Source organism: Flavobacterium sp. DG2-3, assembly GCF_030730925.1.
Taxonomy (GTDB): domain Bacteria; phylum Bacteroidota; class Bacteroidia; order Flavobacteriales; family Flavobacteriaceae; genus Flavobacterium.
Genome location: NZ_JAVAMB010000013.1, coordinates 45,500 through 72,369 on the forward strand (window position 1 = coordinate 45,500; position 26,870 = coordinate 72,369).

The following is a 26,870-nucleotide window of genomic DNA, read 5'->3' on the forward strand; positions in this document are numbered from 1 at the left end:
GAATACTTTGAAACAATTCAATTTATAAATTGAACATTAACATTGAAAATTATGGACACAAGAAATCTTTTTATTTCTTCCTAGTACAACTTATAACAAATTAAAGACCGCATAATCTGTACTAAATCCCATTACTATTTTATTATCTTTAAGCATAACAATTTCAATACTTTTCGAATCAAAATTTTTATAAAAAAATTTGATGCTTTTCTCATACTTAAATGAATCAGAAGAATAAATATCAACTAATATTTCACTTTCAAGGGGAGATCTTGCTGAAAAAACAAATACATTTCCGTTTTTCAAAAAAAAACCCATATTTGTATTTCTAGTTGTTCCTCTCGCATAAAAACTATCTCCTTTGTTATTTTTTAATATTTTAGGTAAAGGAACATCCTCTTTTGTTGTTAAAACTTTTTTATAAGACCCTGTTTGAGAGGAGAAAAAATAAATTTTGGAATATTTATTACAGAAGTATGCTAAAAGACCATTATCACTATTATAAGAGAAACTTCCTGAATACTGTAATGATGCACTTATTACATTGCTTTCCTTAGATTCGCTCAAGGTTTTCAATAAATCAACCGTTGAAAATTTTGTATCTATAATAAAAAAACCCGTGTAATAAACTTCATTTTTTAATAATTCACCAAAAGAAATAAATTTGTTATTTGAATCCTTCAAAGGTAAAAGTGAAACAATTTTAAAATTTTCTAAATTTATTTCTTTTCTATTTTTAGAAATTAAATTATAATTATATAGTTTAAATTTTTGAATATAAAACAAACTATTATTAGTACATAACTTCATATCTGCGTTTGAAGGTAAATCTACATCTTTACTGTTTTTTTTCTCAAAATTTAAATCCGACAAATACAATTTATAAAAAACAGTAGAATTTACATTCTCTAAAAGTTCTTTCTCAACTAATAAACTATCTGAATTGACGTTCATTAAAAAATCACTTTTATCATTGAGTTTAGAAATGGTTTTGGAAAATTTCAAAAAATCATTCTTAACAAAAGCTCTTTCAAAATAATAATTCTTTTTTGAACTTGAATTTGCTAGATTCAAAATTGTTATACAAACTATAATCGCTACAAAAACTGTAATCAGTCCCGTAAAATACTTATTTTTCATTATTAAGGGAATGGAATGTTAAAAAAGAAAATATAGAAGCAATAATTAATGTAATATTAATTACTAAATGATAAGAATATTGTAAGCCATTTAAAACTCCACCACAACCACATACTTCATATAATCCCTTGAAATTCAAAACTGATATGTATAATGTAAATGCTAAAAAAGTTATACAACTGAGCAACAACCCATTTTTTCTGTAAAAAATTAAAAGCAAGATTAAAGCTATTTCTAAAATGATTACACAAATGGAAAATACATCTGCAAAATCTGGAGTAAAAAGTGTGGTTTTAATCAAATTCGTCCTAAAAGATTGTAATTTAATCAATTTATTCGATGCTGTGTAGCATAGAAAAAACACTAAAAAGTAATAAAATAATTCAGCTATCTTAATTTGAGTTTTAACAGTTTCTTTAATCATCTAACAATATTATTTGTAAATATTTTTCTATTTTTCGCAACAAACATATGTAAGCAAAAGATAAAAAACAAGAAAAAACTTTAAGAAATTTCAACTAAAAACAAAAAAAACTTACAAATATATGATTTTGAACATATTAAGAAAAACCTTATTTTTTGATAAATTGATTTTTTAAATGTTAACTAATATAAAAAATCATTCCATCGAAAGCCTTGTCATAATCGGATAGTGATCTGAATTTTCGAAATCAGAAAAGCTTTCAAATTGTTTTACTTTCATTTTACTGTCTGTAAAAATGAAGTCAATTCTTGCTGGATAATATTTGAATTTATAAGTAGCTCCAAAACCTTCTCCCGCTTCTTCAAAAGCATCTTTTTGCTTTCCTTTAATACTTCGGTATACATACGAAAACGGACTGTTGTTCATATCGCCGCATATAATAAAGGGAGTTTTACACTGCTTAATATTTTCTTTAAAAATTTCAGCCTGTTCTTGCTGCTGCTTGAATCCTTTACTTATTCTAGCATAGATACGTTGCGATTTCTTTTGGTTTACATTATCAATATCATCAGAAATCTCACTCACATCGGGAGATATTTTAATAGACTGCAAGTGCATATTATAAACGCGAATAACATCTTTTCCACGCTTTATATCAGCATATACTACATTATTATCCGACTTTGGAAAAATAATTTTACCCTCATTTATTATAGGAAATTTTGAAAAAATAGCCTGCCCTGTTTTAACCTTTTTACCGTCAATAAAAATATAGCGGTGCGGATACACTTTTAAATCTAAATGTGCAGAATTAGAATATTCTTGAATACACAAAATATCAGGATCTTTTTCGTCAATAAATCCTTTAATATTTTCTGGAATATCATCACGGTCCAGCCACTTAAAAACATTAAAAAGTCGGACATTATAACTCATTACAGAAAAGTCTTTTTCGTCTTTAATATACTCTTTGGCAGAAAATTTATAGAATTTACTAATGAATGTAATTCCGGTCAGCAAAACCAAACCAGACAAAATAAGGCGTTTTTTAAACTGAATTCCCCAATAGACAAAAAACAATATGTTTGCCACAAAAAATGCTGGCATAAACAGCGTAAGCACCGATAAAAGCGGAAAGCTTTTGGGTGCTAAAAAAGGTAAAACATAGACACTAAATGTAAGCACAGTCAGCACTATGTTCAAAAAGAACATTATTTTATTAAACCAAGAAAGGTTTTTCATATTTATTTCCTACAAGTTTATTTTCCAGCTTTAAATAAAAACTCTTTTTCTTCTTTTGTCAGACAATCGTATCCCGACTGGCTTATTTTGTCTAAAATTTCATCAATCTGCTGTTGCGTTTTATCTTTCGTAACAATTCTTGATGTCGTTTTTTCTGTAGGTTTTTTGTAATTTTTATGAACTTTTGTGAATGGGGTCTTAGGAGATTTTCTAAAAAGATTTACAAAGAAATCTAGGGTTTTAGAAACAATGATACTTAAATCAGTACCGTTTTGAAGCAGTTTTATATAGGCAAATCCGAAAAATGCTCCCGCTAAATGCGAAATATGTCCGCCCATATTTCCGATACGGAACTGCATTAAATCTAAAATTATAATAACCGCTGTGATATGCCAAAGCTTTACATTTCCGAACAGAAACAAACGAACGTTCATCAAAGGAGAATAGGTCGTTGCTGCCACCAAAATAGCCATTATAGCAGCAGATGCGCCAACAATTGAACCGCTTATATTAGAAAAATAAAAACTCAGCGCAAAAGCTACTCCAGCAAAAAGAGCGCTTAAAAGATATAAACCTAAATATTGTTTTTGGGTGAAATAGGTTAAAAACAAAGTGCTGGCAAAATTAAGCACCATCATATTGAACAACAGATGAAAAAATCCGTCGTGAAAAAAAGCGTACGTTAAAAAAGTCCAAGGCTTAAACATAAAAACCTGAGGATCTGATGACAATGCCAGCCAACTTGGAAAAGCAAACTGACCATTTGAATAATTATAGAAGAAAATAAGCGAGACAATAAAACAGGCAATATTCCAGTACATCACTCGCATGGCAATACCGCCCAATCTATACTGCAATTTTAAATCATCAAGAATATTCATAGAAACTCTTTTGTTTTAGAATTTGTACTTTAAAGTTAAAAATTAATTCCAACGGTTGTTATTAAACTGATTTTTTTTCCAGTATAACATCATTAAAAAACCTGCAATTGCACCACCAACGTGTGCGAAATGCGCAATTCCGGTTCCTCCGCTTCCAAATAAAGAACTTCCTTTAAAACCTAAAAATAAGTCAATTGCTAAAATTCCAGGAACAAAATATTTTGCTTTAATTGGAACAGGAATAAATAATAATGCCAATCCTGCGTTTGGAAACATAAATGCAAAAGCGGTTAGCAATCCATATATTGCTCCAGAAGCCCCTAAAACAGGAGATTGCATAATGGAACTCGCCTGTGCTAATGAATTGAATTGCTCTTGCGTGCAATGTGCTTTGTTTAAAATAGTAGCTATTTCGCCTTGAATCATTTTTCCGTTTGCATCAAATAACGCTGAATAGTCTGCATTCAAGATCATATGCATTTCAGCTTTTGACAAATTCAAATCAGAAACAGAACTTAATAGCGATTGAATCTGAAAATAATTTACTCCTGTATGAAGCAATGCCGCACCAAGTCCGCAAGAAATATAGAAAAACAAGAATTTTTTTCCGCCCCAGAAATGTTCCAATGCCGAACCAAAACTGTACAAAGCAAACATATTAAATAAAATATGTGCAAAGTTTGGCAGTGGCGCGTGCATAAACATATGCGTAATAATCTGCCAGATTCTGAAATGATCACTTTCAGGATAATACAGCATCAAATAGTCATATGAAATTGGAACTATCTGAGATCCAATAAAGAATATTATATTTATAATTAGCAGTTGTTTAACTACTGGAGTCATATTCATCATAAAGCAAACTTTTTATCTATATCTTCAACACGCATAGTGATAAAGGTAGGTTTTTGAAAAGGTGAAATATTTGGATCTTTACAAGCAAACAAACCGTTTACTAAGTTATCTTGTTCTTTTTCGGTTAAATAAGATCCTGTTTTAACCGCTAAACTTTTGGCCATCGACTTGGCAATTGTATCGTTTTGGCTGTAACTGTTTGCTGGAATTCCGTCTTGCAAATCGCTCAATAATTGTTCTATAACTTGAGAGACTTCACTTTCTGTAATATTTACTGGAATTCCAGAAATCACAACATGATCAGTTTTACTTTCATCAAAAACAAATCCTGTTGTTGCCAGAGAAGGCTTTAATTCTTCAATCAATTTCATTTCGCTTGACGAATAAAACAAATCTAACGGAAACAGCAATTGCTGGCTAGAAGCTTGATTTACGGTCATGTTAAGCAAAAATTGTTCGTACAAAATACGCTGATGTGCACGCTGCTGGTCGACAATTATCATTCCTGATTTTATTGGCGAAACAATATATTTCTTATGAATCTGATACGTTTTCTGAGTTGCTTGTTCCACTTCTTCATCATCAAATAAAGAAGAGGTTACTTCCTCGTTTTCGAATGTAAATGGCGAACTTTCTATGCTTTCTGGATTTTCGACATCTAAACCAACATATAAACTTTCCCAACTTGCAGTTGGTTCTACTCTCTTAGAATAACCCGAATAAGATGATCCAGAAGAGGAAGATCCTGATGAAGACGAAAAAGAGGAACCAGAACTATATCCTGAAGATCCCGAAGAGCCTTTGCTATAATGCTGATTCGTTTTATCATCTGTAAAAGGATTAAAAGTCCCATCTACCTGAATAGTTGGCACTTCTGCTTCTACATCTTTATAATGGTATGGCGTATCTAAATTGGCATCTCTATCAAAATCTAAAACAGGAGCAACGTTAAACTGCCCTAAACTATGCTTGATAGAGGCTCTTAAAATAGCATATAAAGCCTGTTCGTCATCAAACTTAATTTCAGTTTTAGTTGGATGGATATTGATATCAATTGTATTTGGCGGAACTTGAAGATACAAGAAATAACTTGGCTGTGAACCATCTTTCAGCAATCCGTCGTAAGCAGACATTACCGCATGGTGCAAAAAACTGCTTTTTATAAATCGATCGTTTACAAAAAAGAATTGTTCTCCCCTATTTTTCTTAGCAAATTCAGGCTTGCAAACAAAACCTTGAACATTTATAATTTCTGTGTCTTCGTTTACCGGAACTAATTTTTCATTTGTTTTTCCAGACATAATACCAACAATTCTCTGGCGGTATCCTGCTGACGGAAGATTATACATCTCGCTGCCGTTATGGTAAAAACTAAAATGAATGTTAGGATGCGCCAATGCTACACGCTGAAACTCATCCATAACATGTCGAAATTCAACCGTATCTGACTTTAAGAAATTACGGCGAGCTGGAATATTAAAAAACAAGTTTTTAACCGCAAATGAAGTTCCTTTTGGCAAAACTGCCACTTCTTGCGAAACAAATTTACTTCCCTCAATTATAATATGCGTACCAAGTTCGTCCTGATCTTGTTTGGTTTTCATTTCCATGTGAGCAATCGCCGCAATTGAAGCGAGAGCCTCTCCACGAAAACCTTTTGTTCCTAGCGAAAATAAATCTTCGGCCTGACGGATTTTGGAAGTAGCGTGACGGGCAAAACACAAACGCGCATCGGTAACAGTCATTCCGACACCATTATCGATAACTTGAACTAGTGATTTACCAGCATCTTTTATAATTAATTTAATATCAGTTGCTTTGGCATCAACAGCATTTTCTAACAATTCTTTTACGACTGAAGCTGGTCTTTGAACCACCTCTCCAGCAGCAATTTGGTTAGCAACGTGATCAGGAAGCAATTGAATAATACTCGACATTAAGCAAAAATAATTTTAAAGTTTAGATTCGGTTTTTATAAACCAAGAAGTACAAATTTAGTGAATTTTGGTTGGCTTTTAGAATAAGAATAATCATAAAAAAAACAAAAAAACCTATACCGTTATTACACAGTATAGGTTTTAATCTTATTAAAACAAATGTGCCTTATTCGTTTTCTATTTTTCTTGGAGAATCTTCAATTTGAAGCGCACCTGAAGCCAACAATGGCTGATTATAAACGTGAGCTATTGAAGCTTGCTGACGAATGTACGCCATTTTGATTGCTGCAATTGCTGCTTCTGTTCCTTTGTTTCCATGAACTCCTCCGCTTCTGTCAATTGACTGCTGCATATTATTATCTGTTAAAACACAGAAAATAACTGGAATATCAGTTTGAACATTTAGGTCTTTAATTCCTTGTGTCACACCTTCACAAACAAAGTCGAAGTGTTTTGTTTCTCCTTGAATTACGCATCCAATTACGATAACGGCATCAACGTTTTGTGTCTGAAGCATTTTTTTAGCTCCGTAAATCAGCTCAAAACTTCCCGGAACATTCCAACGGATAATTTGCTGAGCAGGAACATCACAATCAACTAAAGCGTCAAAAGCGCCATCATAAAGTCCTTCTGTTATAGTATCATTCCATTCAGAAACAACAATCCCAAACCGAAAGTCTTTCGCGTTTGGGATTGTGTTTTTATCGTATTCTGATAGATTTTTATTTTCAGTAGCCATCTGTATATTTTAGATTTTAGATATTAAATTTCAGATTGCTAAAATACGAATCTAAAATCTAAAATCTTAACTCTACAATAATATTATTGCGCTAATCCGATCAAAGCATCAACTTGTGCTGCTTCTGGAGTACTGTCGTAATTATCTTTAATGTCATTGAAATATTTCAATGCATCTTCTTTCTGTCCTAAAGCTAAAGCCGTTTTTCCAGCTTTTAGCAAGAAACGAGGCGTTGTAAAATCGTTTTTGTTAGACTCAGCAGCTTTTACATAAAAATCTAAAGCTTCTTTTTGCTGATTTTTTTGAGAGTAAGCATCTCCTGTAGCACCTTTAGCTAAAGCAGTTAAGACTACATCTTCCGATTTGAATTCACCTAAATATTTAATTGCCTCATCAAATTTACCAGTATTTAAGTAAGCAATACCAGCATAGTAATTTGCTAAGTTTCCAGCATCTGTTCCAGAATATTCGTCAGCGATTTTAATAAATCCGAATTTACCTTCAGAACCATTCAATGATAATTTGAATAATGAATCGCTAGAAACACCGTTTACAGCTTTTTCAAAGTTTTGCTGAGCAACAAACATTTCGCTTGCAGCTTCTTCTTGTTTTGGAGTAGCAATAAATTTTTGGTAAGCCAAATATCCAATTGTAGCAACTGCAATACCAGCAACTAAACCAATAATGATTTTTTGATTTTTAGCCACCCAATCCTCAGTTTTTGAAGCAGTTTCGTCTAATTTTGAGAAAACTCCAGCTGTTGTGCTATCTTTTTCATCAATAACTACTTGTTGCTCTTCAGTAACTTCTTTAACTTCCTTTTCTTTTGGTGTCTTATATCCTCTTTTATTGTAAGTTGCCATTTAAAATTTATTTAGTGAACGGCAAAAATAAAATTTTTATTGAAATTGACGTAAAAAATTTCAATTTTATCACTATTTTAAAAGAAATATTTTGCAATTGCTTTTTTGCTTCCGCGAAAGCGTAAAAAACAAATCAACTCAAAACCACGGCATACCCATTTACAACAGCACTTTTGGGATAATTGTAGCACTAAATTACAATCCTCTTTTTGTATGTAAGAAACGGAAGATTTTGAATTGAATTTCTAAAACTATTAAACTTCTTTAAGAATCTTCCTTTTTGTACCTTTGTGCTTTCTTTCAAAAATGCATTTAAACAAAATCTCTTTATTTAATTACAAAAACTTTTCTGAAGCAAATTTTGATTTCGACATCAAAATCAACTGTTTTGTGGGTAAAAATGGCATTGGAAAAACCAATGTGCTTGATGCCATTTACCATTTGGCTTATGGAAAAAGTTATTTTAATCCTCTTGCTGTTCAAAACATCAAACACGGCGAAGAGTTTTTTGTGATTGATGCCGAACTAGAAAAAAATGAGAGAACCGAGCAGATTGTTTGCAGTTTAAAAAAAGGCCAGAAAAAAGTTTTAAAACGAAACGGAAAACCTTACGATAAATTCTCAGATCATATCGGATTTATTCCGCTAGTTATTATTTCGCCGGCAGATCGCGATTTGATTATTGAAGGCAGTGAAACACGCCGTAAATTTATGGATAGTGTGATTTCGCAGTTAGACGCCACTTATCTGCACGAATTAATACAATACCAAAAGGTAATTACACAGCGAAATGCCCTTTTAAAATATTTTGCTCTGAACCATGTTTTTGACAACGACACCTTATCTATATATAATGAGCAATTGCAAGGTTACGGAAAATCGATTTTTGAAAAGCGAAAAGATTTCCTCGAGCAGTTTATACCTATATTTAATAAACATCATCACGAAATAACAGGTTCTGAAGAAAGTGTGCAGCTGGTTTATGAAAGTCATTTGTTCGAAAAAGATCTTTTGACACTTTTACAGGAAAGTATAAACAAAGATCGCGTACTTCATTATACAACGGTCGGAATTCATAAAGACGATTTATCTTTTGAAATTGATTCGCATCCGATAAAAAAATTCGGATCTCAGGGGCAGCAGAAATCTTTCCTGATTGCTTTAAAATTGGCTCAATTTGAATTCCTCAAAAAACAGAGCGGCGTAAAACCAATTCTTCTGTTTGATGATATTTTTGACAAACTGGACGAAACACGTGTTGCCAAAATCATAGAAATGGTAAACAGCGAAACGTTCGGACAACTTTTTATTTCTGACACTCATCCTGAAAGAACCGAAGCGATTGTAAAATCGACGCACCAGAGTTATAAGATATTTAATCTATAAAGTTTTTGTTTGCCACGAATTACACGAATTTTCGCTAATTAACTTTACGCATTTTATTTTAGCCACAGATTGAGAGGTTTTACCACAAATTACACAAATTTTCACAAATTATTTTTTGGCTCAGAATAGAGGATTGTAATGATTAAAAATCTGTGCGCATCTATGAAATCTGAAGATACACTGGTTAGAAATTAATTTGCGCAAATTTGTGTAATTTGTGAAATTCGTGGCAAAAAACAATTCGTGGCAAACTTTCTTTTAAGAAATCAGTAAATTAGCAAAAACATTAACTGCAATAAATAATATATAAAAAGTATATGCTAACCAAAGAATCATTGCAATTTTTAGACGATTTAAAAAAGAACAACAATCGAGAATGGTTTCAAGAAAATAAAAAACGATACGAAGTTTTTAAGAAAGATTACCATCAATTGGTTTCTAACTTTCTTGATGTTATGAAACCGCTTGATCCTTCATTGGAATTGCTCGAAGTTAAAAACTGTACTTTCAGAATTAATCGCGATATCCGTTTTTCTAAAGACAAATCACCTTATAAGGCACATTTGGGCGTTTGGATGTCAGCGGGTGCAAAAGGCGCAAATCGTTCTGGTTATTACGTTCACATCGAAAAAGGCGCGAGTTTTATTGCTGGCGGATTCTATTCGCCTGAAGCGGAAGATTTAAAGAAAGTCCGTAAAGAAATTGCTTTTTTCTATGACGATTTACAGGAAATCTTAAACGATAAAAACTTCAAAAAAGAATTTGGAAGTTTAGACATAAACGAAAACAATTCGCTTAAAAGCATGCCGCGCGGTTACGAAAAAGACCATCCGGCAATTGAGTTTTTGAAATTAAAAAGCTTTACAGCAACTCAGCCTTATGATATTTCTGAAGTTACCCAGAAAGATTTCGTTTCTAAAATGAGTAAAAAGCTAATCGCGTTGAAACCATTAAACGAATTCATCAACCGCGCTTTGGAAACTGACGAATTTTAGAGAAAAAAAAAACGCCACGAATTCACGAATTATTCAAAATTAATTCGTGAATTCGCAGCGAAAAACTTTTATAATGAAAAGGAAAATACTTTTTCTTGGAGAATCTTACCGCGCCGATGCTATAACTTGGATGAAAGGTCTAAAGGAATTTGGCGATTTTGAAATCAGAACTTGGGAACTTCAAACTTCAAATAATCATAGATTGAAGCGTATTTTAGAGTATTTCTCTGCTCCTCTTTCTATTCGAAAAATCATTAAAAAAGAAAAGCCAGATATGGTAATTGCAGAAAGAACGACCAGTTACGGTTTTCTTGCAGCAATATCAGGATCTAAAACCATTGCCATCGCACAGCAAGGCCGAACCGATTTATGGCCAGAAAGTTCTCTTTTATACCCATTTAAAAAATTTATTCAGAAATACGCCTTCAAAAAAGCACATTTAATTCATGCTTGGGGTCCAGTAATGGCAATTCATATGAAGGCAACGGGTGTAGATATGAATAAAGTTTTGGTTCTCCCTAAAGGAATTGATCTATCACTTTTTAGTCCTTCGACTAATAATTCAAATAAAATTGAAGCGATAGTAACGCGTTCGCTTCAACCAGAATACCGACATGATTCTATTTTAAAATCTTTAGGAATTTTAAATCAGAAAGGAATTGATTTCTCACTGACAATTGTCGGCGACGGAACAAGATTGCAGTTTTTAAAAGATTTAGCTAAAGAACTTCAAATCGAAAACAAAGTAATTTTTACAGGAAGAATTCCGAACACAGAACTCCCAAAATTATTGCAACAATCGAACATTTATATCAGTATGCCAATTACAGAAGGCGTTTCTGCATCTTTATTTGAAGCAATGGCTTCTAATTGCTTCCCTATAGTTTCTGACATTCCAGGAAATCAAAGCTGGATTACACATCGTGAAAACGGACAGTTGATTGAAATTGACAATATCCAAATGTTAGCGAAAGAATTGATCTGGTCTTTTGAAAATCCAGATTTACGAAATGAAGCCATTATTCGAAATAGAAAATTTGTGGAGGAAAATGCTAATTATGATATTAATATGAAGGTTATCTCAGAGAAATATCATGAGTTATTGACTATGCGAAAATAATTTAACCGCAAAGCACACAAAGATTTACGCAAGGTTCGCTAAGCAATTTTCCATAAAGCTTTGCGAACTTACCTTTCTATAAGCACAAACTAAAATAAAAATCTTTGCGTGCTTTGCGTTAAAATTAAACTTTGTGTTCTTTCCAGTCAAACCAAAAATTATAATTCATACTTTTGAACTATATTAAAAAGCCTTTTATTTATGGAAATCCAATCCAATTTTTCTTTAAAAAAATATAATACTTTCGGCATTGAAGCCAATGCAAAACAATTCGTTGCCGTTCATTCTATTGCTGAACTAAAGACAGTTTTACAAGAAAACAAAAACGAGAAAAAATTTATTTTGGGTGGTGGAAGCAATATGCTTTTAACCAAAGACATTGAGGCGCTGGTTATTCATATCGATTTAAAAGGTAAAAAAATCATAAAAGAAGACGACGATTTTGTTTGGGTCGAAAGTCAGGCGGGAGAAACTTGGCATGATTTTGTTCTTTGGACCATTGAAAATAATTTTGGAGGCTTAGAAAACATGTCGCTTATTCCTGGAAATGTTGGCACAACTCCAGTTCAGAACATCGGCGCTTACGGAACTGAGATTAAAGACACCTTTGTTTCTTGCGAAGCGATGAATATTGCCACTCAAGAAATGAAAACTTTCGATAATGCAGCATGTAATTTTGGCTACCGCGAAAGCATTTTCAAACACGAAGTAAAAGACCAATATATTATTACTTCGGTCATTTTTAAACTAACCAAACGCAATCACAAAATCAATACTTCTTACGGAGATATTTTGGCAGAATTGGCTAAAAACAATATTACAGAACCAACTTTAAAAGATGTCAGCAATGCTGTAATTGCCATTAGACAAAGTAAATTACCCGATCCGAAAGAATTAGGAAACAGCGGAAGCTTCTTCAAAAATCCGATTATAGCAAAATCTGATTTTGAGAAAATCCATCAAAAATTCCCAGAAATGAAGTTTTATGAAGTTTCTGAAACTGAAGTTAAAGTTCCTGCAGGCTGGCTAATTGAACAAGCTGGTTTTAAAGGAAAACGTTTTGGCGATGCTGGAGTTCATAAAAATCAAGCGTTAGTTTTGGTAAATTACGGAAACGCAACAGGTCAAGAAATTTTGGCTGTTTCGAAAGAAGTGCAGAAAACGGTTTTTGAAAAATTTGGGATCCAAATTGAAGCGGAAGTGAATGTAATTTAAAACACGAATTTCACTAATTTTCACGAATTAACTTTTTTGTCAGGCTGAGCGGAGTCGAAGCCTAATGAAAAACATTTTTCTTGAAGACTCGGCATCGCTCAATGTGACAAATTGCATAAACAACAAGAATATGTACACTCCAGACTTATACAAAAACGAAAATCAGGAAGAAATTAGAGCTTTTTTGAAAGAAAATAGTTTTGGAATCTTGATAAATCAGACAAACGGGAAATTGACCGCTACACATATTCCGATAGAATTGGAATTGAATGCTGATGGAAAAGAAGTTCTGCAAGGACATATTTCAAAACTGAATCCGCAGGCTGAAGGTTTTAAAGAAAACGATCAGGTTTTGGCTGTTTTTACGGGTCCGCACAGTTATATTTCTTCTTCTTGGTACGATCATGAAAATGTTCCAACGTGGAATTATATAGCCGTACATGTTTACGGAAAAATCAAGATCGTAGATTACGAAACTTCTGTAGAGCAACTGAAAAAGCTTGTAGATAAGTATGAAGTAAATTCTGCAAAACCAGTTCGTGTTGAAGATTTATCTCAAAAAACAATGCGTGAAGCGCGCGGAATCTTTGGTTTTGAAATTGAAATTGAAGAAATTCAGGCAACCAAAAAACTTTCGCAAAACCGCGACGATCATAATTATACAAACATAATTTCGGAACTAGAAAAAACCGAAAACCCTCAGTCTATTGCTGTTGCAAAAGAAATGTCAAAATGCCGAAAGTAAATCGGTTTTGGCTATTGAATTTAGCGAATTGATAAGTACATTTGCAGTCGCAGAACGTGAAATTAATAGAACCTAATAAATCAGATGCTTATATACATATTTTACTTTTTTATTGCTATTGTTGTAGTTCAACTTTTTTATTATCTCGGAATTTTTGGAAAATTTGCTTTTGCCAAACCGCAGCATGTAAAACCTAAAAATCTTCCTGTTTCTGTAATTGTATGCGCAAAAAATGAAGAAGAGAATGTTAAAAAATTCATTCCGCTTTTGGCACAGCAAGATTACCCTGATTTTGAAATTGTTTTAATTGACGACGCTTCTAGCGATGAAACTCTTGAAGTTTTTGAAGAATTTGAAAAAGAATTTTCTAATATCCGTTTGGTAAAAGTGGAGAATAATGAAGCTTTTTGGGGAAATAAAAAATACGCTTTAACGCTTGGAATAAAAGCCGCAAAGAAAGATTATTTATTATTTACAGATGCTGACTGTTTTCCAAATTCGAAAGACTGGATTACATCGATGACTTCGCAATTTACTATGAACAAAACAATCGTTTTGGGCTATGGAGGTTACGAAAAAGTAGAGCGTTCATTTCTAAACAAAGTTATTCGCTTTGAAACTGTCCTTACTGCAATGCAATATTTTTCATGGGCAAAAATGGGACTTCCATATATGGGAGTCGGCAGAAATCTTGCCTATAAAAAAGAAGAGTTTTTTAATGTAAACGGCTTTATTGATCACATTCAGATTCGCTCTGGCGATGACGATTTGTTTATTAATCAGGCTGCGAATAAAGAAAATACTACCATCTCTTATACACCAGAAAGTTTTACGTATTCAAAACCTAAAACAACTTACAAAGAATGGTTTACTCAGAAAAGAAGACACATTTCGACTGCAGAGCATTACAAGTTTTTTGACAAAATGCAGTTAGGATTATTCTTCCTTTCACAATTATTTTTCTTTTTATTAGTTATTATTTTATTAGCATTCCAATTTCAATGGATTGCGGTATTAGCCATTTTAGCAACACGCTATACTGTTGTATGGACAGTAATTGGATGTTCGGCAGGAAAATTAAAAGAAAAAGATATTAAAATTTGGTTTCCAGTTGTTGAGATAGCGCTTATATTAACGCAAATTAATATCTTTATAACTAATATCTTTTCAAAACCGGTATATTGGAAATAAATTCTAAAATAGAAAAAGCAAAAAAAGGCGATCAGATCGCCTTTACTTTTTTATTAGATCATTATTGGAATGAGGTGTATGCTTTTATGCTCAAACGTACCGAAAATGAAACCACGGCAGAAGATATTACCATTGAAACTTTCTCTAAAGCTTTTGACAAAATAGCCTCTTATAATCCAGAATTTCAGTTTAATACCTGGCTCATAGCGATTGCAAAAAATGTCTATATTGATTTACTTCGAAAAAAGAAAACCAATCTTTTTATAGAAATCACAGACAACGAAGACCAGCAGGCATACAACATTGCTGACCCTACTCCATCTGCAGAAGATGCTTTAATTAAAGAACAGAATCTTTCTCGTCTGCTCTTATGCATCAAAGAACTCAAACCCCACTACCAAGAAGTAATTCAGCTTCGTTATTTTCAAGAAATGTCTTATCAGGAAATTGCGGCTAAGATTGATGAGCCTTTAAGCAGCGTTAAAGTAAAGCTTTTACGTGCTAAAAAATTATTGGCAGAAATTATCGAACGTAACAGATAATTTATTATCTTTAAATAAAGAATAAATTATTATCACTTTTATTCTTAAAATAAATAGATTTCCACAACACTAAAACTACAACTTTTACGTTGTTAGCTCAAACCTAAACCTTTTCTGCGTATGATTTAAAGTTACTTAACCTTAAAACCCAAAAATTATGTCTAAATTAAGTATTTATGAAAACAAGTGGACCGATCTTGTTTTCGAGAACAAAAACAAAGAGTACGGCGCATACCAATTACGTCAAGAGAATTCTAAAAATTCTGTAACAGCTCTCTTTATGGGTTTATTGTTATTAACAGCTATAGGAAGTGCATCTGCACTTATTAGCAAATTTAATTCGTCAGTAATTGAACCTGAGCCAGAGCCAATGATTTACGAACCGCCAACGATTGTAAACATTGACCCTACTGTTGTGCCACCGCCACCAGCGCCACCAGCACCGGTAGTAGAACAAACTGCCGCAAGTCAAACAGATGCAGTTCAATTAACGAATCCTGTAGTAACTAGAACACAAGATGCGGTTCAAGAAATTGCACCAAATGTTGACAATGGTCCAGTTGTAGAAAACACCACTGGAACAGGAACGGCAACCAATACTTTGCCTACAACTGGAGGCGGAGGAGGAAATGGAGACACTGCTTCGGTTGCACCACCAACTAACGATCCTGTTTCTGTTGCAGTTTTGGATAAACTTCCAGAATTTCCAGGCGGAATTGCTCAGTTTTACAAATATGTGGGAAACAATTTCCGCAGACCAGAGCTTGATGCAGAAAAAACATTAAGAGTGTATGTTTCGTTTGTAGTTGAAAAAGATGGATCGCTTACTGACATTATGGTTAAAAATGATCCTGGTTTCGGAATGGGAAAAGAAGCTGTTAGAGTTTTAAAATCATTAAAAACAAAATGGACTCCTGGAATTCTTAACGGACAAGCTGTAAGAACAGCATACAATCTTCCGATTACAATTAAAACAGAGGTTGAATAAAAAATAGATATTTTGAAAAGTGAAAAAGCAGAACTTTAGGTTCTGCTTTTTTGTTTATTTTTAATTCAAAAATCTACTACATTTACTACTTCAAAAACGGATTTTATTTTAACGAATTAAAAACAAAATAATGGGAATATTTTCAGCTATTCTTGGCAATGCAGGTTCTGTAAGTCAGGAAGATTTAATTAAAAAATACGGACAGCTTTTGACAGCAAATGAAGAAATCGAAATGGGTTTTAAACTTATTCGCGATACTTTCATTTTTACTAACAAAAGATTAATCTTAGTTGATGTGCAAGGAATTACAGGAAGCAAAACAGAATACAAATCTATTGCCTACAAAAACATTACAAGATTCAGTGTAGAAACTGCTGGAACTTTCGATCTGGATGCTGAATTAAAAATCTGGATTTCTAGCGAACAACAGCCAAGCATTGTAAAACAATTCAACAAATCGGTTAATGTTTATGAAGTGCAAAAGATTCTTGCCTTTCATGTTTTAGGATAAAAAAACAACCCCGTCAAATCATAAAATCTGACGGGGTTTATAATTTTAAGAAACAACTTTTATTTCTTTTTTGTTGTTGTTTTCTTTGTAGTTGTAGCTTTTTTAGTTGTAGTTACAGGAACAGTATTTACAATTTTCTGCTGCACATACGGTTTATACAAACCATCTTTTTCTGCTCTTTTTTTCGCATCATCTGCCCTTTTCTTAGAATCAGGGTGAGAACTCATCATTTGGTCAATAAATGAAGCTTCAGATCCTTCGCTCATTTTGGCTAAAATTCTAAAAGCAGATTCTTCAGCATTCACATCATAGCCGTTTTTCTTCATGAAATTGTAAGCAAACAAATCGGCTTCCGATTCTTGTTTACGGCTATATTTACTGTCAATAATTGCGCTTCCGATTTTTCCAAGCTGGCTGTCTGTAACTGTTGCCACAGTCGCCGATTGAGAAGCTACTCCGTCCATTAAAGCTTCTTTCTGGTAAGCCGCACGAATAGCGTCTCTAGAATCGTTATTGGCTACGTGTCCAATCTCGTGACCGATTACAGCAATTAATTCGTTATCATCCATGATATCCATTAATCCAGAATATACTCGAACGCTTCCATCTGCTGTTGCAAAAGCATTTACTTCTTTCAATTTATACACTTTATAATTTAAAGTAAATCCGTCTCCAGATGCATGTTTCCCAAAAACACGGTTTAATCGTATTGCATAACCATCAGTCGGTCCTGCAATTTCGTGCTCTGCATCTAATTTATCAACCGCTTCTTTAGATAGTTTTGCCGCATCGGCATTACTAAAAGTAAAACCGCTAACCCCCTTCTGAACTGCTCCAATTGCTTTATCTCCAAAATTAATTTGTGCATTTGTTTTGGTAGAACCAAAAACTGCCAATAAAACTCCTAATACAATAAATTTCTTTTTCATTTTTACTTTTATTAATTTAATAACAAATATACTACAAAAACATCTTCTTATATCTATGAGAAATCTAGTTTTTTTAACATTTAAAGGTATAAATTTTAAAGTACTAAAACACAACCCGTTGCTATAATTATGCTCAAAATAAATATTCACAAAAAGAAAAACACTTATACAGCAACAAATAATGATTTTAACACAAACATTTAACTGTTTTATTACACATAATTAAAGCGCACATCTACTCATTTTTAGCATCTAATTGCTAAATTAAACCTTAAACAAATCTTCAAATAAACAACATTCCGTATCTTTGTACTTTGAACATTGATATATGGAAACAGTCGCTGAAAATATACCTGCCACAAAACCAAAGTGGTTAAAAGTAAAATTACCTATCGGACAAAAATATACTGAACTTAGAGGTTTAGTTGATAAATATAGTTTAAATACCATTTGTACCTCTGGAAGCTGCCCAAATATGGGAGAGTGCTGGGGTGAAGGAACAGCGACTTTTATGATTTTAGGAAACGTTTGTACCCGTTCTTGCGGTTTCTGCGGTGTTAAAACCGGAAGACCAGAAACGGTAGATTGGGACGAACCTGAAAAAGTAGCTCGTTCTATTAAAATCATGAATATCAAACATGCTGTTATTACAAGTGTTGACAGAGACGATATTAAAGACGGTGGCTCTATTATTTGGATGGAAACCGTGAGAGCTATTAGAAGAATGAATCCTCAAACTACTCTAGAAACTTTGATCCCAGACTTTCAAGGAATTGAAAGAAATTTAGATCGTATTGTAGAAGCAAATCCTGAAGTGGTTTCTCATAATATGGAAACCGTACGACGTTTGACTCGTGAAGTTCGTATTCAAGCTAAATATGACAGAAGTTTAGAAGTGCTTCGTTATTTAAAGGAAAAGGGAATTAACAGAACAAAATCTGGAATTATGCTTGGGCTTGGAGAAACTGAAGAAGAAGTTTTCCAAACTATGACCGATTTAAGAAATGCAAATGTTGACGTGGTTACAATTGGGCAATATTTGCAGCCAAGTAAAAAACATCTTCCTGTAAAAGAATTTATCACGCCTGAACAATTTGCCAGATATGAAAAATTTGGTCTTGAATTAGGCTTTAGACACGTAGAAAGCGGACCTCTTGTTCGTTCATCTTACAAAGCACAAAAACATATTTTATAAAAAGTTTAATTGTTTGATCGTTTAATTGTAAAACCGATTAAACGATTAAACAGTTCAACGAATAAAGAAAAAATTGAAAACAAGAATTGCTATTAATGGATTTGGAAGAATTGGACGAAATTTATTCCGATTGCTTTTAAATCACCCTGAAATTGAAGTCGTTGCTATAAATGACATTGCAGATAACAAAACCATGTCTCATTTAATAAAATATGACAGTATTCACGGTGTTTTGCCTGCGCAAGTAAGTCATGACGAAAATAGTATTATTGTAGACGGAAAGCATTTTTTCTTTTTTCACGAAAAAAACATTTCAAACATAGACTGGAAATCGCATTCGATTGATATCGTAATCGAATCGACAGGAAAGTACAAGACTCATGAAGAATTAAATGCGCATTTAGAAGCTGGAGCAAAAAAAGTAATTCTTTCGGCTCCATCTGAAGTTGACACTATAAAAACAGTAGTTCTTGGTGTAAACGAACATATTTTGGACGGTACTGAAGACATCGTTTCGAATGCAAGCTGTACGACAAATAACGCCGCTCCGATGATTAAAATAATCGAAGAATTGTGCGGAATTGAGCAGGCTTACATTACAACTATACATTCTTTCACGACAGACCAAAGTCTTCATGACCAGCCACATAAGGATTTACGCCGTGCGAGAGGTGCCAGCCAGTCAATTGTTCCAACAACTACTGGCGCAGCTAAGGCATTAACAAAAATTTTTCCTAAATTGCACAATAAAATGGGTGGCTGTGGCATAAGAGTCCCAGTTCCAGACGGTTCATTAACAGACATAACCTTCAATGTAAAACGTGCTGTAAGCATTGAAGAAATAAATAAAGCATTCGAACAAGCCTCAAAAACAAATTTAAAAGGAATATTAGATTATACCGAAGATCCGATTGTTTCGGTTGATGTAATTGGCAACACACATTCTTGTTTATTTGATGCTCAGCTAACTTCAGTTATCGATAAAATGGTAAAAGTGGTAGGCTGGTACGATAACGAAATTGGCTATTCATCAAGATTGATCGATTTAATTTTACTAATAAGAGAAAAATAAGGTTCATTGTAAATGCATTGCCATACATGAAATACTATCTTTTTATTGTTGTTTGTTTTTTTAACTCGTTTTTGTATTCTCAAGCTAAAAAGAATACGGATAGCGTGAGCTATTATAACAAGCTTGCCAATTTAAACCTTAACAATAAAAAGTTCAATCAGGCGGTATATTACACCGAAAAGTCGATTAATTTTTGCGAAGAAAATGGCAAAAAAGAAAATCTGGCCAATCAGACTTTTAAGCTTGGTAAAATTTATTACAATCAGGGAAAGTTTGAAGATGCTTTAAAAAACTTCCACAAAACAGTTTCTTTATTCGACACCATAAAACCCAGCTGTACAAAAGCTTTAGCCTTGCATTATATTGGCGTAACGAATACTGCTAAAGGCGACTACAAAACAGCAACCGTTTACTACACCAAAGCGAAGGATTTATTAAAGGAGCTGAATATCAATGATAATGCGGAAGTTTTAGATTACCAGAAAGCTTTGGCTTTTAAGTCTAATAAAGATCTCAAATTAGCAGCAAAAACCTTCAAAGCAATAACAAAAAAACCTGATAATCCTACAATCACAAAAACCAAAGTAGATGCCTATTATCAGCTTGGCTTGATTGAAGGACAGCTTAAAAGAAATGATTCTGCTATTATCTATTTTGACAAAGCTTTAGAATACAATTCTAAAATCAATGATCTTCCAAAGAAATCGAAAATCGTTTTAGCGATAAGCCAATACTACAAACAAAACAAAAATTATGATCTGGCGTATTCTTATTTAGACGAACATTATCAGCTGGAAAATTATCTTTTAAAATTAAAAAATGATAAAGTTGATTTGGACGAATTCGAAAAATTCAAAAAAAATCAATCTTTAAATAATACTATTAAAAAAGAAAACGAAGAGAAATTTCAGCTCAAAACCTATCGCTATTCTAAGTTAGTGAGTATTTTAGCAATTGCTTTAATTTCGATTTTATCGCTGTTGAGTTTGGCTTTATACAAAAACAATATTATTAGAAACCAGAATAATTTACTGCTTCGGGAAAAAAATAAAGAATTGATTTTGGCTAAAAATAAAGCAGAAAAAGCATCTAAAGCACGATCTGAATTTTTGTCGACTGTGAGCCATGAACTCCGGACACCGTTGAATGCGATTAACGGAATTACCCATATCCTTCTCGAAGATAAGCCGAAGAAAAAGCAATTGAAATATTTAGAGTCACTGAAATTCTCCGGTAACTATTTAACTACTTTTATCAATGAAATTTTAGAAATTAATAAAATAGATTCGACTAAAGTTGAAGTTGAAAATATCAGCTTTAATTTGAAAGAACTGCTTTTTAATATTCAAAGTTCATTAAAAGAATTGGCAACCGCCAACAAAAACTACTTCAACTTAGAAATAGACAAAGCGATTCCTGATAATTTAATTGGAGATCCAACAAAACTGTCTCAGATTATACTGAACTTAATCAACAATGCTTTAAAATTTACTCAGAACGGACATGTAAATGTGATTGCAAAATTGTATTCACAAGAAGGTGAAGAAGCTACGATATATTTTGAAATTGTTGATACTGGAATTGGAATACCAGAAGACAAACTGCAATCTGTTTTTGAAAGCTTTTCTCAAGGTTCTATCGAAGTAAATAGAAAATACGGTGGAACTGGCCTTGGTTTGACTATTGTAAAAAAATTGATCGAACTTTTAGGAGGCGAAATAAAATTAAAAAGTGAAGTGGGTAAAGGTTCTACATTTACCTTCAAGTTAAATTTCAAAATTAACAACGAACCATTGGAAGTAATCGAAGAAGTAAAACCATATAACGACAACCAATTGAAAAACAAATCTATTTTATTGATTGAGGACAACAAAATCAATCAGATGATTACTCGTAAAATGTTGGAAAACAAAAACATTACGTGCGAGATTGTTGATAATGGAGAAGATGCTGTCGAACTTTTGAAAATCAAGCGATTCGATATGATTTTAATGGATGTTCATCTTCCAGGAATTAACGGAACAACAGCCACTAAATTGATTCGTGAATTTGATAAAGCGACTCCAATTATTGCTTTGACAGCTATTTCGCTTGACGAAAACCGAGACATGCTTTTATCTTTCGGAATGGACGATGTGATTACAAAACCTTTTGTTCCAGACGATTTCTACACTACTATTGCGAAGTTTTTCAACTAAGCTTCTAAGATGCTGAGATACTAAGGCTCTAAGTTTTCTTTACGTATTCTAAAATCGTTGCGTCAAAGTCTTGCTGATGATTGATAAAAGAGCTTTTTATGGGCAGATAATACAATTGATCCACCAACTCGGAATCTTTTAAGCGCACATAATCTTTTTCTGTAGTAATTATTTTTCTTCCGTTTGCTTTATTTCGAATGGCATCCAAATCTGCATCAGAAAAATGATGATGGTCTGGAAAAGTCAGACATTCGTCGCTTTCATTCTTTAAATAATCAAAAAATGGCTTTGGTTTTGCAATTCCAGCCAAAAGGAGTTTTGATTCTGATTTGATTTCGCTCACTGCAATTTTTTCGTTTTTGCCGAAAACAACCAAATCATAATCTATAAAAGTAAAAAAGACCTGTTGTGCAGCTTTCAACTTCAATTTTGATTTAATTTCAGCTTGTTCTTCTTCGGTTAAAATTTTAGGGCATTTGGTGACAACTACAATATTTGCTCTTTCTGCCCCACTCCTACTTTCACGTAAATTTCCCGTTGGCAGCATAAAATCATCTGCATATAAATCCCCATAAGAAGTCAATAAAATATAAAAACCTGCCTTTACTTTTCTGTGCTGGTAGGCATCATCAAGCAAAATAATTTCAGGTTTTTCATTTTGCGAAAGCAATTGCTGAATTCCGTTTGTACGATTAGCATCAACTGCCACCATTATATTTGGGAATTTTTGATAAAATTGAAAGGGTTCATCACCTAGAATTTCGGCATTCGAATTTTCATCAGCCAGAACAAAACCTTCAGATTTTCTTTTGTAACCTCGGCTTAAAGTGGCAATTTTATATTTATCAGATAATAATCGAATCAAGTATTCTATTTGTGGCGTTTTTCCAGTTCCGCCCACGCTAAGATTTCCAACTGCAATAACTGGAAGATCAAATGAAGTTGATTTTAAAATTCCTTTATCAAAAAGAATATTACGAATTGAAGTAATGAAACCGTATAAAACGGCGAAAGGGAAAAGTATGTAGCGGAGTAATTTCATAAATGTTATTTGTCTGAATAATGACCCATTGCAGAAATCACAAATACCGTTACGACTTCATCATCTACACGATAAATTAGCCGGTCTTTTTGATTAATGCGTCTCGACCATAATCCTGAATACTCATATTTTAAAGGCTCGGGACTTCCAAAACCTTCATATGGGGTTTCTGTAAGATCTATTAAAATTTTGGCAATATTTTTAATAGAGATTTTATTTCCTGATTTCTTATGTTTCTCAATGTCTTGGTTTGCCATTTTAGTTACTTCAACCCTAAACTTCCCCATATATCCTCTGGATTCAGCGTTGTAGTTTCGCCATTTTTAATATTTTCTTCTGCTTTTCTTACTTTCTCAACAAATTCAGCGCTATAAATAACTTCTTCCTCATTAACCTGATTATAATTGTCTTCAACAATTTCAATACCCTCAACTCCCTTAAAAAAAGCTTCAAACATCGCCATAAAAGCTTTGCCTGTCTTAGTATGTTCGTTTATTTTTATTATAGCCATGACTTTTAATTTAGAACTACAAATATACGAAAAGTAACACGAGTAACATTGTGTTACCAATGTTACTCGTGTTATTCTATAAAAACGCTATCTAGGATTTTAAATTGACCTGATTATTCGTTATTTTGTTAAACTTATCAAGGTTTCTAAATTTTCTAATAAAGACTTGAAACGTTAAACCTTAAACTTGAAACAAAAAAATGAAAATAAAAGAAATTATCTCGGTTCTTGAAGAAATGGCTCCTTTGGCTTATGCCGAAGATTTTGATAATGTCGGGCTCTTAGTAGGAAATTCTGAAACTGAAAGCACAGGTGTTTTGGTTTGTCACGACGCTTTGGAAAATGTAATTGACGAAGCCGTTTCTAAAAACTGCAATTTGGTGGTTTGCTTCCATCCTATTTTATTTTCTGGAATCAAAAAAATTACGGGCAAAAATTATGTGGAACGCGCTATTCTAAAAGCAATAAAAAATGATATTGCTATTTATGCCGTTCATACCGCGCTTGATAACCATTCGCAAGGTGTAAATAAAATTTTCTGCGATGCTTTAGGATTAATCAATACTAAAGTTTTAGTTCCTAAAAATAATTTCATTCAAAAATTAGTCACTTTTACAGTTCCTGACAATGCCGATAAAGTTCGAAATGCAATGTTTGAAGCTGGAGCCGGAACTATTGGAAATTATGACAACTGTAGTTTTAATACACAGGGATTTTTTACTTTTCAGGGAAATGAAGATAGCAATCCGGTAATTGGCGAAAAAGGAAAACTTCATACAGGAGAAGAAATCAAGATCGAAGTGGTGTTTGAAAAACATCTTCAATCTCGAATTTTAAAAGCGCTTTTTGCCAATCATATTTACGAAGAAGTAGCTTATGAAATTTATGATTTGAAAAATGTGCATCAAAATATTGGTTTAGGAATGATTGGCGAATTTGAAAATGAAATGGATGAAAAAGAATTTCTTCATTTTGTGAAAGAAAAAATGATTTCTGACGGAATTCGTCATTCTGAATTTTTAGGCAAAAAAATCAAAAAAGTTGCCGTTTTGGGCGGTTCAGGAAGTTTTGCTATAAAAAATGCAATTCAGGCTGGAGCCGACGCTTTTTTGACTGCCGATTTGAAGTATCACCAGTTTTATGAAGCTGAAAATAAGCTACTTTTGGCCGATATTGGTCATTTTGAGAGCGAACGCTATACAAAAAATTATATTGTTGATTATCTTCGAAAAAAAATTCTTAATTTTGCAATCATTTTATCGGAAGAAAATACAAATCCAGTTAAGTACTTATAGAATATGACGAATACGAAAGAATTAAGTGTTGAGGACAAGTTAAGAGCAATATACGATTTACAGCTTATTGACTCTAGAATTGACGAAATCAGAAACGTTAGAGGAGAACTTCCTTTAGAGGTTGAAGATTTGGAAGATGAAGTTGCAGGTTTGAGCACTCGTTCAGAGAAACTGAAAGGTGAACTTGAAGTGATTGAAGAGCAAATCAAAGCAAAGAAAATTGCTATTGAGGAGCATAAAGAGGTTATCAAGAAGTACACAAAACAACAAGAATCTGTTCGTAACAACAGAGAATTTAATTCTTTGACAAAAGAAGTTGAATTTCAAGAATTAGAAATTCAATTGGCTGAAAAGCAAATCAAAGAAATGAAAGCTTCTATCGAGCACAAAAAAGAAGTTATTTCTAACTTAAAAGAAAAACTTGACGCTAAAAGCTCTCATTTAAAACATAAAAAATCTGAATTGGACGCTATTATGGCTGAAACTCAGAAAGAAGAAACTTTCTTAACAGAGAAATCTGCTGAGTATGCTGCACAAATCGAAGACAGATTATTGGCTGCTTACAACAGAATCAGAAGCAGTGTTCGTAATGGTTTAGCTGTTGTTTCTATCGAAAGAGGAGCTTCTGCTGGATCTTTCTTTACAATTCCACCACAAACTCAGGTTGAAATTGCTTCAAGAAAGAAAATCATCACTGATGAGCACTCTGGAAGAATTTTAGTTGACACTCAGTTAGCTGAAGAAGAAAAAGAAAAAATGGAACAATTGTTCGCAAAATTCTAAATATCAAGTCCCGATTAAAATCGGGATTTTTTTTTGAAAATATTTTTTTTGCCACGAATTACACTAATTGCACTAATTTTTAATTTATTTCTAATCGGAATAGAAATTAGTGTAAATTCGTGTAATTCGTGGCTAACTTTTTTAGCAAGTTTTTATCTTTAAAAAAATTACGTTTTGGGAATTAAAAAAGGAATTCGTTTCATTACATTAAAATCTGTTGGAACTTATATTAACTTTCTGAGTTATGTGCGTCCGCAAAAAGCTGTTGAACTTTCTTATGCACTTTTCAGTCAGCCACGAATTGGCAGATTGCACAAAGAAAAACTTCCTAAAGTTTTAAAAAATACCGAAACAGAAATTTTCCATCATAATGAACATCATTTTCAAACCTATATCTGGAAAGGAAATGAAACCAAAATTCTTTTAGTTCACGGCTGGGAAAGCAATTCGTCACGCTGGAAAAAAACTTTACCGCATCTGCAGAAATCAGGAAGCACAATCATCGCGCTTGATGCTCCCGCACACGGGCAGAGCAGCGGAAAAGAATTCAACGTTCCTCTTTATGCCGAATTTATCAATAAAGCGGTAGAAAAATACCAGCCAGAAATCATCATCGGACATTCTATTGGCGGTGCTGCCTGCGTTTATCATCAATATTTATTTCCGAATACGAGCATCAATAAAATGGTGATTTTAGGCGCTCCATCTGAATTAAAAACTTTGATTGATAATTATGTTTCCATGTTGAGTCTGAACACCAAAATGTTTTCACTTTTAGAAAGCAAATTCATGGACCGATTCAATTTTAAACTGGAAGATTTTTCAGGACAGAAATTTGCTTCTCAATTTAATGTATCTGGATTTATCGCTCACGATACTTCTGATAAAATTGTGGCTTTCGCCGAAGGGCAAAAAATCGCCAGCAATTGGAAAAACAGCCAGTTTGTAGAAACAAGTGGTTTAGGTCACGGAATGCATGATGACGAATTGTATGACAAAGTGATTGAGTTTCTTTTTTCTGAAGGGACAAAGTAACAGAGTGACAAAGACACAAAGTTTTTCTGCATTTAA

27 protein-coding genes are annotated in these 26,870 nt (G+C 33.0%); 15 read left to right on the forward strand and 12 right to left on the reverse strand.

Features of this window, described 5'->3' with window-relative positions; translation table 11 throughout:
* Positions 1-90 precede the first annotated feature (90 nt).
* From Q9Q97_RS16910 to Q9Q97_RS16945, 8 genes are all read right to left on the reverse strand, one after another.
* Positions 91-1,140: a hypothetical protein gene (locus Q9Q97_RS16910; RefSeq protein WP_306159229.1), complete on the reverse strand. Its 1,050-nt coding sequence runs from the start codon at positions 1,138-1,140 to the stop codon at positions 91-93.
* On the reverse strand, positions 1,130-1,564 hold the full coding sequence (locus Q9Q97_RS16915) for a MauE/DoxX family redox-associated membrane protein (protein ID WP_306159231.1): 435 nt from the start codon (positions 1,562-1,564) through the stop codon (positions 1,130-1,132). The genes Q9Q97_RS16910 and Q9Q97_RS16915 overlap by 11 nt, the downstream gene beginning before the upstream one ends.
* A gap of 195 nt (positions 1,565-1,759) precedes the next feature.
* Positions 1,760-2,806, reverse strand: a complete 1,047-nt coding sequence (locus Q9Q97_RS16920; RefSeq protein ID WP_306159233.1) for an endonuclease/exonuclease/phosphatase family protein — start codon at positions 2,804-2,806, stop codon at positions 1,760-1,762.
* A 17-nt stretch (positions 2,807-2,823) separates the two neighbouring features.
* Entirely contained in the window at positions 2,824-3,687 is an 864-nt protein-coding gene (locus tag Q9Q97_RS16925; RefSeq protein WP_306159235.1) for a rhomboid family intramembrane serine protease, read from the reverse strand.
* A 42-nt stretch (positions 3,688-3,729) separates the two neighbouring features.
* Positions 3,730-4,542 (reverse strand): rhomboid family intramembrane serine protease, encoded by an 813-nt coding sequence (locus Q9Q97_RS16930; RefSeq protein ID WP_306159237.1) that lies wholly within the window; start codon positions 4,540-4,542, stop codon positions 3,730-3,732.
* Positions 4,539-6,479, reverse strand: coding sequence for a DNA mismatch repair endonuclease MutL (gene mutL / locus Q9Q97_RS16935; RefSeq protein ID WP_306159239.1), 1,941 nt, complete (start codon positions 6,477-6,479; stop codon positions 4,539-4,541). Before mutL ends, Q9Q97_RS16930 begins: the two co-directional genes overlap by 4 nt.
* Positions 6,480-6,645: 166 nt before the next feature.
* The gene (gene ribH, locus Q9Q97_RS16940) at positions 6,646-7,218 is read right to left on the reverse strand and encodes a 6,7-dimethyl-8-ribityllumazine synthase (RefSeq protein WP_306159241.1); all 573 of its coding nucleotides are present in this window, start codon (positions 7,216-7,218) and stop codon (positions 6,646-6,648) included.
* Positions 7,219-7,301: 83 nt separating this feature from the next.
* Entirely contained in the window at positions 7,302-8,081 is a 780-nt protein-coding gene (locus Q9Q97_RS16945; RefSeq protein ID WP_306159243.1) for a tetratricopeptide repeat protein, read from the reverse strand.
* A gap of 306 nt (positions 8,082-8,387) precedes the next feature.
* Here Q9Q97_RS16945 and Q9Q97_RS16950 point away from each other — a divergent pair, with 306 nt between their 5' ends.
* From Q9Q97_RS16950 to Q9Q97_RS16990, 9 genes are all read left to right on the forward strand, one after another.
* A complete protein-coding gene (locus tag Q9Q97_RS16950; protein ID WP_306159245.1) occupies positions 8,388-9,467 on the forward strand; it encodes a DNA replication/repair protein RecF in 1,080 nt (359 codons plus the stop codon).
* A 317-nt stretch (positions 9,468-9,784) separates the two neighbouring features.
* Positions 9,785-10,462, forward strand: coding sequence for a DUF2461 domain-containing protein (locus tag Q9Q97_RS16955; protein WP_306159246.1), 678 nt, complete (start codon positions 9,785-9,787; stop codon positions 10,460-10,462).
* A 73-nt stretch (positions 10,463-10,535) separates the two neighbouring features.
* On the forward strand, positions 10,536-11,582 hold the full coding sequence (locus Q9Q97_RS16960) for a glycosyltransferase (protein WP_306159248.1): 1,047 nt from the start codon (positions 10,536-10,538) through the stop codon (positions 11,580-11,582).
* 201 nt (positions 11,583-11,783) lie between these two features.
* The gene (gene murB / locus Q9Q97_RS16965) at positions 11,784-12,797 is read left to right on the forward strand and encodes a UDP-N-acetylmuramate dehydrogenase (RefSeq protein WP_306159250.1); all 1,014 of its coding nucleotides are present in this window, start codon (positions 11,784-11,786) and stop codon (positions 12,795-12,797) included.
* A 130-nt stretch (positions 12,798-12,927) separates the two neighbouring features.
* Entirely contained in the window at positions 12,928-13,542 is a 615-nt protein-coding gene (locus Q9Q97_RS16970; protein WP_306159252.1) for an FMN-binding negative transcriptional regulator, read from the forward strand.
* A gap of 84 nt (positions 13,543-13,626) precedes the next feature.
* Positions 13,627-14,733: a glycosyltransferase gene (locus tag Q9Q97_RS16975; RefSeq protein ID WP_306159254.1), complete on the forward strand. Its 1,107-nt coding sequence runs from the start codon at positions 13,627-13,629 to the stop codon at positions 14,731-14,733.
* Positions 14,724-15,275 (forward strand): RNA polymerase sigma factor, encoded by a 552-nt coding sequence (locus Q9Q97_RS16980; protein ID WP_177212169.1) that lies wholly within the window; start codon positions 14,724-14,726, stop codon positions 15,273-15,275. The genes Q9Q97_RS16975 and Q9Q97_RS16980 overlap by 10 nt, the downstream gene beginning before the upstream one ends.
* Positions 15,276-15,432: 157 nt before the next feature.
* Entirely contained in the window at positions 15,433-16,263 is an 831-nt protein-coding gene (locus tag Q9Q97_RS16985) for an energy transducer TonB (RefSeq protein ID WP_306159256.1), read from the forward strand.
* A 130-nt stretch (positions 16,264-16,393) separates the two neighbouring features.
* A complete protein-coding gene (locus tag Q9Q97_RS16990; RefSeq protein WP_008464535.1) occupies positions 16,394-16,774 on the forward strand; it encodes a PH domain-containing protein in 381 nt (126 codons plus the stop codon).
* Between the two features lie 59 nt (positions 16,775-16,833).
* Here Q9Q97_RS16990 and Q9Q97_RS16995 read toward each other — a convergent pair whose 3' ends face one another.
* Positions 16,834-17,703 (reverse strand): M48 family metalloprotease, encoded by an 870-nt coding sequence (locus Q9Q97_RS16995; protein WP_306159258.1) that lies wholly within the window; start codon positions 17,701-17,703, stop codon positions 16,834-16,836.
* Between the two features lie 328 nt (positions 17,704-18,031).
* On the opposite strand from Q9Q97_RS16995, the gene lipA reads away from it, so the two are divergent.
* From lipA to Q9Q97_RS17010, 3 genes are all read left to right on the forward strand, one after another.
* Positions 18,032-18,898 (forward strand): lipoyl synthase, encoded by an 867-nt coding sequence (lipA, locus tag Q9Q97_RS17000; protein WP_306159260.1) that lies wholly within the window; start codon positions 18,032-18,034, stop codon positions 18,896-18,898.
* A gap of 73 nt (positions 18,899-18,971) precedes the next feature.
* Positions 18,972-19,970: a type I glyceraldehyde-3-phosphate dehydrogenase gene (gene gap / locus Q9Q97_RS17005; protein WP_306159262.1), complete on the forward strand. Its 999-nt coding sequence runs from the start codon at positions 18,972-18,974 to the stop codon at positions 19,968-19,970.
* Positions 19,971-19,996: 26 nt separating this feature from the next.
* Entirely contained in the window at positions 19,997-22,168 is a 2,172-nt protein-coding gene (locus tag Q9Q97_RS17010) for an ATP-binding protein (protein WP_306159264.1), read from the forward strand.
* Between the two features lie 28 nt (positions 22,169-22,196).
* Here Q9Q97_RS17010 and lpxK read toward each other — a convergent pair whose 3' ends face one another.
* The 3 genes from lpxK to Q9Q97_RS17025 are packed head-to-tail and all read right to left on the reverse strand — an operon-like array spanning position 22,197 to position 23,721.
* A complete protein-coding gene (gene lpxK, locus Q9Q97_RS17015) occupies positions 22,197-23,210 on the reverse strand; it encodes a tetraacyldisaccharide 4'-kinase (protein WP_306159266.1) in 1,014 nt (337 codons plus the stop codon).
* A 5-nt stretch (positions 23,211-23,215) separates the two neighbouring features.
* On the reverse strand, positions 23,216-23,497 hold the full coding sequence (locus tag Q9Q97_RS17020) for a Txe/YoeB family addiction module toxin (RefSeq protein ID WP_306159268.1): 282 nt from the start codon (positions 23,495-23,497) through the stop codon (positions 23,216-23,218).
* Positions 23,473-23,721, reverse strand: coding sequence for a DUF2683 family protein (locus tag Q9Q97_RS17025; protein WP_306159270.1), 249 nt, complete (start codon positions 23,719-23,721; stop codon positions 23,473-23,475). The genes Q9Q97_RS17020 and Q9Q97_RS17025 overlap by 25 nt, the downstream gene beginning before the upstream one ends.
* A 200-nt stretch (positions 23,722-23,921) precedes the next feature.
* Between Q9Q97_RS17025 and Q9Q97_RS17030 the strand changes: the two genes are divergently transcribed.
* From Q9Q97_RS17030 to Q9Q97_RS17040, 3 genes are all read left to right on the forward strand, one after another.
* Positions 23,922-25,016, forward strand: a complete 1,095-nt coding sequence (locus Q9Q97_RS17030) for a Nif3-like dinuclear metal center hexameric protein (protein WP_306159272.1) — start codon at positions 23,922-23,924, stop codon at positions 25,014-25,016.
* Between the two features lie 3 nt (positions 25,017-25,019).
* On the forward strand, positions 25,020-25,799 hold the full coding sequence (locus tag Q9Q97_RS17035; protein WP_091496387.1) for a zinc ribbon domain-containing protein: 780 nt from the start codon (positions 25,020-25,022) through the stop codon (positions 25,797-25,799).
* A gap of 174 nt (positions 25,800-25,973) precedes the next feature.
* Entirely contained in the window at positions 25,974-26,834 is an 861-nt protein-coding gene (locus tag Q9Q97_RS17040) for an alpha/beta fold hydrolase (protein WP_306159274.1), read from the forward strand.
* Positions 26,835-26,870 lie beyond the last annotated feature (36 nt).

Excerpts from the sequence above, each read along its gene's own strand:
- Q9Q97_RS16910 (WP_306159229.1), bottom strand. The coding sequence starts at position 1,140 with ATGAAAAATAAGTATTTTACGGGACTGATTACAGTTTTTGTAGCGATT.
- lpxK (WP_306159266.1), bottom strand. The coding sequence starts at position 23,210 with ATGAAATTACTCCGCTACATACTTTTCCCTTTCGCCGTTTTATACGGT.
- Q9Q97_RS16920 (WP_306159233.1), bottom strand. The coding sequence starts at position 2,806 with ATGAAAAACCTTTCTTGGTTTAATAAAATAATGTTCTTTTTGAACATA.
- Q9Q97_RS17010 (WP_306159264.1), top strand. The coding sequence starts at position 19,997 with ATGAAATACTATCTTTTTATTGTTGTTTGTTTTTTTAACTCGTTTTTG.
- Q9Q97_RS16945 (WP_306159243.1), bottom strand. The coding sequence starts at position 8,081 with ATGGCAACTTACAATAAAAGAGGATATAAGACACCAAAAGAAAAGGAA.
- Q9Q97_RS16985 (WP_306159256.1), top strand. The coding sequence starts at position 15,433 with ATGTCTAAATTAAGTATTTATGAAAACAAGTGGACCGATCTTGTTTTC.
- Q9Q97_RS16955 (WP_306159246.1), top strand. The coding sequence starts at position 9,785 with ATGCTAACCAAAGAATCATTGCAATTTTTAGACGATTTAAAAAAGAAC.
- Q9Q97_RS16995 (WP_306159258.1), bottom strand. The coding sequence starts at position 17,703 with ATGAAAAAGAAATTTATTGTATTAGGAGTTTTATTGGCAGTTTTTGGT.
- Q9Q97_RS16930 (WP_306159237.1), bottom strand. The coding sequence starts at position 4,542 with ATGATGAATATGACTCCAGTAGTTAAACAACTGCTAATTATAAATATA.
- murB (WP_306159250.1), top strand. The coding sequence starts at position 11,784 with ATGGAAATCCAATCCAATTTTTCTTTAAAAAAATATAATACTTTCGGC.
- Q9Q97_RS16915 (WP_306159231.1), bottom strand. The coding sequence starts at position 1,564 with ATGATTAAAGAAACTGTTAAAACTCAAATTAAGATAGCTGAATTATTT.
- Q9Q97_RS17030 (WP_306159272.1), top strand. The coding sequence starts at position 23,922 with ATGAAAATAAAAGAAATTATCTCGGTTCTTGAAGAAATGGCTCCTTTG.
- Q9Q97_RS16960 (WP_306159248.1), top strand. The coding sequence starts at position 10,536 with ATGAAAAGGAAAATACTTTTTCTTGGAGAATCTTACCGCGCCGATGCT.
- Q9Q97_RS16925 (WP_306159235.1), bottom strand. The coding sequence starts at position 3,687 with ATGAATATTCTTGATGATTTAAAATTGCAGTATAGATTGGGCGGTATT.
- ribH (WP_306159241.1), bottom strand. The coding sequence starts at position 7,218 with ATGGCTACTGAAAATAAAAATCTATCAGAATACGATAAAAACACAATC.
- Q9Q97_RS16975 (WP_306159254.1), top strand. The coding sequence starts at position 13,627 with ATGCTTATATACATATTTTACTTTTTTATTGCTATTGTTGTAGTTCAA.
- lipA (WP_306159260.1), top strand. The coding sequence starts at position 18,032 with ATGGAAACAGTCGCTGAAAATATACCTGCCACAAAACCAAAGTGGTTA.
- mutL (WP_306159239.1), bottom strand. The coding sequence starts at position 6,479 with ATGTCGAGTATTATTCAATTGCTTCCTGATCACGTTGCTAACCAAATT.
- Q9Q97_RS16970 (WP_306159252.1), top strand. The coding sequence starts at position 12,928 with ATGTACACTCCAGACTTATACAAAAACGAAAATCAGGAAGAAATTAGA.
- Q9Q97_RS16950 (WP_306159245.1), top strand. The coding sequence starts at position 8,388 with ATGCATTTAAACAAAATCTCTTTATTTAATTACAAAAACTTTTCTGAA.
- Q9Q97_RS17035 (WP_091496387.1), top strand. The coding sequence starts at position 25,020 with ATGACGAATACGAAAGAATTAAGTGTTGAGGACAAGTTAAGAGCAATA.
- Q9Q97_RS17020 (WP_306159268.1), bottom strand. The coding sequence starts at position 23,497 with ATGGGGAAGTTTAGGGTTGAAGTAACTAAAATGGCAAACCAAGACATT.
- Q9Q97_RS16990 (WP_008464535.1), top strand. The coding sequence starts at position 16,394 with ATGGGAATATTTTCAGCTATTCTTGGCAATGCAGGTTCTGTAAGTCAG.
- Q9Q97_RS17025 (WP_306159270.1), bottom strand. The coding sequence starts at position 23,721 with ATGGCTATAATAAAAATAAACGAACATACTAAGACAGGCAAAGCTTTT.